Source organism: Saccharomonospora iraqiensis subsp. iraqiensis (genome assembly GCF_000430445.1).
Lineage (GTDB): Bacteria > Actinomycetota > Actinomycetes > Mycobacteriales > Pseudonocardiaceae > Saccharomonospora > Saccharomonospora iraqiensis.
This window is the reverse complement of the sequence record NZ_KE387129.1, coordinates 22084-28325: the sequence shown is the minus strand read 5'-3', so window position 1 is coordinate 28325 and position 6242 is coordinate 22084. Positions and strand designations below refer to the sequence as shown.

Below are 6242 nucleotides of genomic sequence, written 5' to 3'. Positions count from 1 at the left end.
GGGCGCCGGGTGCATCGGCCCTGCGGGGTCGGGGCCGGCGGGTGGGTGTCCGGCGTCGGGAGCCGGCCGTCGGACCGCGGGCGTCGCGGGGGTGGACTCCTCACCGGCGGGAACGTGTGGTGCCCGGACACCGGATCCGGGGTCCTGCGGTGCCCACGGACGGTGCGACGTGGGAGCGGAGGCATCCGGTGCCGGGTACGGCTCCCCGGTCTCCGGTGCCGGTGCGGCCGGGGGAGGTGGCTCCGCCTGCTCCTGCACCGCAGGGTCCTGTGCCGTCGGCTCCGGCCCGGGGAGTACCGGTTCAGGGGGTTCCGGGGCGGCGCGGGCGTGCCGTGCGCGGGTGTCGGGGGGCCCGGTGGAATGGTCCGGTTCCGGGTCCCGGTCCACGCGGGCGTGCCGGGAGCCGGAACGTCCGTCCGTGGAGCCGTCCGCCGACTGCCGCTCGGCGGCGTGCCGGGCGACGACCTCCGAGACGGTGATCCCGCCGTTCTCGTCGAGGGAACGCCGCCGACGGCGTTGTGACTCCTCCCGGTTACGCCTGGCCCGGGCCCGCCATTCCTCCGCTTGAGAGGTGACTCCGGGAGTGCCGTGGTCGTCGGACACGCACGCTCCCTTCACACTCGGTTCCCCCATCCGGGGAATCTGATGACGCCGTTGTTGTGATCGTCGCGAGGACGGCCTTCGTTATCGTACGGATATCCGCCGTTCGGGACGACACCTCGGGCGAACTTTTTCACCGAGCGTCGCGGTGACGTGCGTCAGGGGGCCACGATGAGGCGAGCGCGGGTAGGCCTCTCAGGTGTTTCGCGGGGTATGAGGGAAGACACACCGTAAGTTCGTCGCTCTCTGTGATCGCACGCGCCATCCGTCCCCCGCTCGTGGCGGCCGAGCGAACTTGACATACGTCACCCACCGGCCGGGTTCGGCGGTGCGGGCGGCCCGGAACGGGGCCGGTGGCCCCTTCCCACGCCCGGACACCGCCCGTGGCCGGAGCGCGTCGCCGGGCGCGGTCAGCCGCCGGAGTGCATCACGTCGGCCCCCTCGGGCACACACGGGTCGTCCGGGTCGTCGAGCCAGCCGTGCGGCAGGGTGACCTTGCCGGGCGAGCCCTGCCTGCCCCGCGGGCCGAGGGCGTCGGTGGGGAACGGCGCGGAGTGGTCGAGCTGGGCGATCAGTTCGTCGAGTTCGTCGAGCGAGGACACCATCGAGAACCGGCGGCGCAGCTGCGAGCCGACGGGGAAGCCCATGAAGTACCAGGCCATGTGTTTGCGCAGGTCCCGCATCGCCTTGTCCGGCCCGTCGTGCTCGACGAGCAGCTCGGCGTGCCGACGCAGCACGCCGGCCACCTCGCCGAGCGACGGCCCCTCGGGGACCGGCCTGCCCGCGAACGCCGCCTCCAGCTCGCCGAACAGCCACGGCCTGCCGAGGCAGCCGCGGCCCACGACGATTCCGTCGCAGCCGGTCTCGGCGATCATGCGCAGTGCGTCGTCGGCGGTGAAGATGTCGCCGTTGCCGAGCACCGGGACGGTGGTGACCGCCTCCTTGAGCCGGGCGATGTGCGACCAGTCGGCCTGGCCGGAGTAGCGCTGCGCGGCGGTGCGCGCGTGCAGCGCCACCGACGCCGCCCCCTCGGCCTCGGCGATGCGTCCCGCGTCCACGTAGGTGTGGTGGTCGTCGTCGATGCCGACGCGGAACTTCACCGTGAACGGCACGCCCGCGGGCTCCGCGGCCTCGACGGAGGCGCGGACGATGTCACCGAAGAGTTTGCGCTTGAACGGCAGCGCCGCGCCGCCGCCCTTGCGGGTCACCTTCGCGACCGGGCAGCCGAAGTTGGCGTCGACGTGGTCGGCCAGCCCCTCCCCGACGATGATCTTCACGGCCTCCCGCATCGTGGCGGGGTCGACGCCGTAGAGCTGCATCGAGCGGGGGTACTCGCCCTCGTCGAAGGTCATCATGTGCCAGGTGCCCGGGTGCCGTTCCACCACGGCGCGGGCTGTGATCATCTCGCACACGTAGAGCCCCGCGCCGTACTCCCGGCACAGCCTGCGGAACGCGACGTTCGTGATCCCCGCCATCGGGGCCAGCACGACGGGCGGATCCACCTCGTACGGGCCGATCCGCAGGGTCTGTGCAGGCACGGGCCGCGCCAACTCCTCCACGCTCATTCCCCCGATTGTCCCCGACCCGCCCGACCACCCGGGCGCGGGAGGGTGCCGTGAAGGCCCCCTTCCCCGCACCGGACGCAGTGAAGGGGACCCTCGCGGCGTCGGACGCAGGGAAGGGGTCCTTCACGGCGAACCGGGGTGCGGGGATGTCGGGTCAGGCAGCTCGGATCATCTGGCTGATCCGCTGCGGTGAGACCCGGAGTATCCGCGCGGCGTCCTGCCGCCGGAACCGTGGAGGGGATGTGCGGTGGGTCAGAAGTCGACGTCGAGGCAGGCCAGGCGGTCGCCCGCGACGCCCGCCTCGCCGTCGCCGGTCAGGGTGTGGTGTTCGTGGAGGACGACCGAGGACGGCCTGCGCTCGCCGAAGGACCACTCGACCGGCGACTCGACCTCGGCGGCGCCGGTGTCGTCGGTGGTGAGGTCGAGCCAGATCTCGTTGTCCGGGTTGGCGTAGGCCGGGTCGGTGGACGGCTGGTCGGGGTCCTGGCGGTGCTGGTAGTGGCCACCGGCGTCGGCCGGGTCCGGGCCGCAGGGGTCGGTGTGCACGTGGGCGCCGTATTCACGGTCGGCGCGCAGGCCGTCGACCTCCAGCTCGACCACCGTGCCGGACGAGGAGCCCTCCACCGACACCACCCGGGCCGTGGAGCCCACGGGCACGAGGTCCTGCCGGTAGGTGAGCGCGGCCGGGTCGTCGGCACCCTCGCCGGGTGCGTCGAACGTGCCGTAGGCGGCCGTCACCGTGATGCCGGTGAACGGCAGCTGCACCGAGTCGGTGCCGCCGGTCAGGGCCGACCCGGCGACGTCGGTGGCGTCGGACAGCGTGCGCCCGGTGTCCGTGCCGTCCGTGTCGTCGTCCTGCGCCGTGGCGAGGCCCGCCCCGCCGAGGGCGAGCGCGGACAGCAGCGCCGTCGTGGTGAGTGTCGTGGTGAGCACTGCGGATGTCGTTCGGTTTCGCATGGTGACTGCTAACCAGAAGTGATCGGACGTCGCAATTCGTAGTCACCTGCCCGGGTGGTCCCGCGGAGTGGTCCGGTGCCGCGTCCGGTGGGGCCCGCCTCGTAGCCTGGGCGGCGTGACTTCGACGGCGGGAACGGGTCGCGCCGCGGGCGTCGACCGGACGTGGCTGGTGGCGATCGCGGCGGCGTTGTGGGGCACCGACGGTCTGCTCCGGCAGCCGCTGGCCGAGGATCTCCCCGCGGGGAGTGTGGTGTTCTGGGAACACCTGATCGTGGCGGCGGTGCTGCTGCCGCTGCTGCCGTCGGCGGTGCGGGCGCTCGCCCGGTGCGGGCCGCGCGAGTGGATCGCCGTCCTGGTGATCGGGGGCGGGGCCTCGGCCGCGGCGACCGCGCTGTTCACCATGGCGTTCCAGACCGGGGACGCGGTGACGCCGCTGGTGCTGCAGAAGATGCAGCCGCTGTTCGCGATGCTCGCCGCGGTCGTGCTCCTCGGGGAACGTCTGCGTTCCGGGTACCTCCTGTTCGCCGTGCCCGCACTGGCGGGTGCGTGGATGCTGGCCTTCGCCGACCCGTTCGACGTCCACGTCGCCGCGCTGCACACGGCACTGCTCGCGCTGGGTGCGGCCGCGCTGTGGGCGTCGGGCACCGTGCTGGGGCGTTTCGTGTCGGCTCGGCTGCGACCCCGGGACGTGACGGTGCTGCGGTTCAGCGTGGGGCTGCCGGTGGCGGCCCTGTTCGCCGCGGGCCGGGACGAGCCGTTCGCGGTCGGCTGGGAGAACGCGCCGGGGCTGCTCCTGCTCGCGCTCGTGCCCGGGCTGGTCGCGCTGAGCCTGTACTACGTGGGCATGGTGACCACCCCGGCCGCCAGGGCGACCCTGGCCGAACTGGCCTTCCCCGCCACGGCCGCGGTCATCGGCGTGACCGTGCTCGGGGAGACCCTGTCCACGACCCAGTGGCTGGGCCTGGCCGTGCTGGTCTGCTCGGTGACGACGCTGGGCTGGCACGAACGGACCCGCAAGGACGAGCCGGTCGTCCTCCCGACGGACCCGGTCCGCCGGGAGCGGGTGTCCCCGTGAGCGAGACGGGGGAGTCCCGCGACGTGCAGCTCGCCCGGAACCTGAGCGAGCTGCTCGGGGAACTGCGGGTGGCGCAGGCCGGGGTGCAGATCCTGTTCGGGTTCCTGCTCGCCGTCGTGTTCACCGGGCCGTTCCGGGAGACCGGGGACTTCGAGAAGGTGCTGCACCTGGTGACGGTGCTGTTCACGGCGGCGTCCACCGCGCTGCTCACCGCCCCCGCCACCTGGCACCGGGTGCTGTTCCGCGAGGGGCGCCGCACCGAGATCCTCCGGGTGGGCAACCGCATGGTCGTCGCGGGCCTGGTGTGCCTGGCCGTGGCGATCACCCTGACGGTCTCGCTGATCGCCAAGGTGGTCTACGGGACGGTCGTGATGATCGTGCTCGCCGTGGTGACCGCCGTGCTGTTCACCGTGCTGTGGTTCGTCGTCCCCACGCTCCTGCGCGGCGGCAGGGCTGGCTCCCAGCGCCGGTCGGGGACCTAGTCGTCCTCGTCGGCGAGGTACGGGTGCAGTGCCCGCCCGTCCGACTCGCCCGTGGGGGCGAACCAGCGGTCGAAGGCGAGGTCGGGCGCCAGGTCCTCCTCGGCCACGTCGTACAGCAGCTCGTGCCGGGTGTCGGTGAGGGCGTGCGCGTTGAACGCGGCCAGCGCTTTCGCCACGCGCTCACCGTCCAGCACGTCGGCGAGGTCGAGTTCCACCTCCGCCCGGCACTCGGCGATGTGCAGGGCCAGCGCCTCGGCCACGCACATCGGGGGCCGCCATCCCGGCCTGGTGAGCCGGTGGCCGAGCAGGGCGGTGGCGACGAGGAACTGTTTCGCGAACAGCGCCGTGTAGCGGTCGGCGAACTGCTGGGGCAGTTCGTCCAGCGCCCACAGCGCCTCCACCTCGTCGGCCGTCGCGTCCTCGTCGTCGAGCAGCTGGATGTCGGCGAACAACTCGTCGGTGAGCATCTCGACACCGTGCAGCAGCGCACCCGCGACCGAGCGGGCCTGTTCGTCGGTCAGGTCGGTCCCGAACACGGACGGGTCGAACGCGCCCAGGTGCGCGCCCGACCGCAACAACCGGGCGCGCCGGTCGGCGATGTCGGCCTCCCGCTCCGCCGACACCGGATCCACCCACCGGCCGAGGGGGGTGCCGGAGGTGTCTTCGAGGTGCCCACCGACCGGCCCGCCGAGCCCCTCGGGCCCGTCGGGGGCACCGTCGTCCGGCCCGGCCGAGGCGGCCAGCGCACTCTCCAGCTGGTCGTCGGTGGCGGTGACCGCACAGTGCCCGACCTCCCAGCCCTCCAGCAGTTCGGTCTCGGCCACGGTCTGTTCGAGCACGGCGCGGGTCGCGTCCTCGGCGAACGCCAGCGCGGGGGCGTCCAACAGCCAGTACATCCGCACCCCGCGCGGATGCGCGGTCAGCGAGTGCTCCATCGGGGTGATCTCCACGCCGTCCGGCCCCTCGATGCCGACCAGGGAGTTGAGCCGCTGGTCGAGCAGCGACAGCACGCCGACCTGTTGCAGCGCGTCGAGGTCGGGCAGCTCGGTGGGGGCGGCGAGCTCGGCGGTGAGTTGGTACTCCACGGTGCGCAGTGTGCCACGATCCGCGCCCCGGACACCCCCGGGCCGACGCCCCGTCGCACCGGTTCTCAGGCGGCCGCGGCCGGGTCGGCGTAGCCGAGAGCGGCGAGCTCACCGCGGGTGGAGACACCGAGCTTCGGGAACGCCTTGTAGAGGTGGTGCCCCACCGTCCGCGGGCTCAGGAACAGCCTGCTCCCGATCTCCCGGTTGCTCAGCCCGCGCGCCGCGAGGGCGACGACGCGCGCCTCCCTGGCGGTGAGCGTCGCCGCCGCACCGTCCGGGGGAGACGGCGTGGCCGGATCCGTCGTCGTGGCGGGGGTCGCTTCGCGGCCGCCCGCGGCACGCAGTTCCTCTTCCGCGTGGGCCCGCCACGGCCGTGCCCCGAGGTCGTCGAACAGCGTCCTCGCCGTGCGCAGGTGTTCCCGTGCCCGGGCGGGGCGGCGGTGCCGGCGCAGCCACCGGCCGTGGGCGAGTGCGGTGC

The 6242-nt window shown here is 73.4% G+C and carries 6 protein-coding genes; 2 read left to right on the top strand and 4 right to left on the bottom strand.

Translation table 11 applies throughout. The features are described 5' to 3' along the window. Positions 1-1010 precede the first annotated feature (1010 nt). Together dusB and ACTIR_RS0119170 are read right to left on the bottom strand one after the other, a co-directional pair. A complete protein-coding gene (dusB, locus tag ACTIR_RS0119175) occupies positions 1011-2165 on the bottom strand; it encodes a tRNA dihydrouridine synthase DusB (protein ID WP_052583956.1) in 1155 nt (384 codons plus the stop codon). A 252-nt stretch (positions 2166-2417) separates the two neighbouring features. Continuing rightward, on the bottom strand, positions 2418-3122 hold the full coding sequence (locus tag ACTIR_RS0119170) for a superoxide dismutase family protein (RefSeq protein ID WP_026455482.1): 705 nt from the start codon (positions 3120-3122) through the stop codon (positions 2418-2420). Positions 3123-3291: 169 nt separating this feature from the next. Between ACTIR_RS0119170 and ACTIR_RS0119165 the strand changes: the two genes are divergently transcribed. Both ACTIR_RS0119165 and ACTIR_RS0119160 read left to right on the top strand, forming a co-directional pair. Continuing rightward, positions 3292-4197 carry a DMT family transporter gene (locus ACTIR_RS0119165; RefSeq protein ID WP_026455481.1) on the top strand — a complete coding sequence of 302 codons (906 nt, stop codon included), beginning with the start codon at positions 3292-3294 and terminating at the stop codon, positions 4195-4197. Beyond that, complete coding sequence (locus ACTIR_RS0119160) at positions 4194-4679, top strand: DUF6328 family protein (protein ID WP_026455480.1); 486 nt, start codon at positions 4194-4196, stop codon at positions 4677-4679. The genes ACTIR_RS0119165 and ACTIR_RS0119160 overlap by 4 nt, the downstream gene beginning before the upstream one ends. On the opposite strand, the gene ACTIR_RS0119155 is transcribed toward ACTIR_RS0119160, so the two are convergent. Both ACTIR_RS0119155 and ACTIR_RS24410 read right to left on the bottom strand, forming a co-directional pair. Beyond that, entirely contained in the window at positions 4676-5764 is a 1089-nt protein-coding gene (locus ACTIR_RS0119155; RefSeq protein ID WP_026455479.1) for a hypothetical protein, read from the bottom strand. The genes ACTIR_RS0119160 and ACTIR_RS0119155 overlap by 4 nt on opposite strands. Before the next feature lie 65 nt (positions 5765-5829). After that, the coding region (locus ACTIR_RS24410) for a helix-turn-helix transcriptional regulator (RefSeq protein ID WP_034241070.1) at positions 5830-6242 on the bottom strand (413 nt) is incomplete at its 5' end.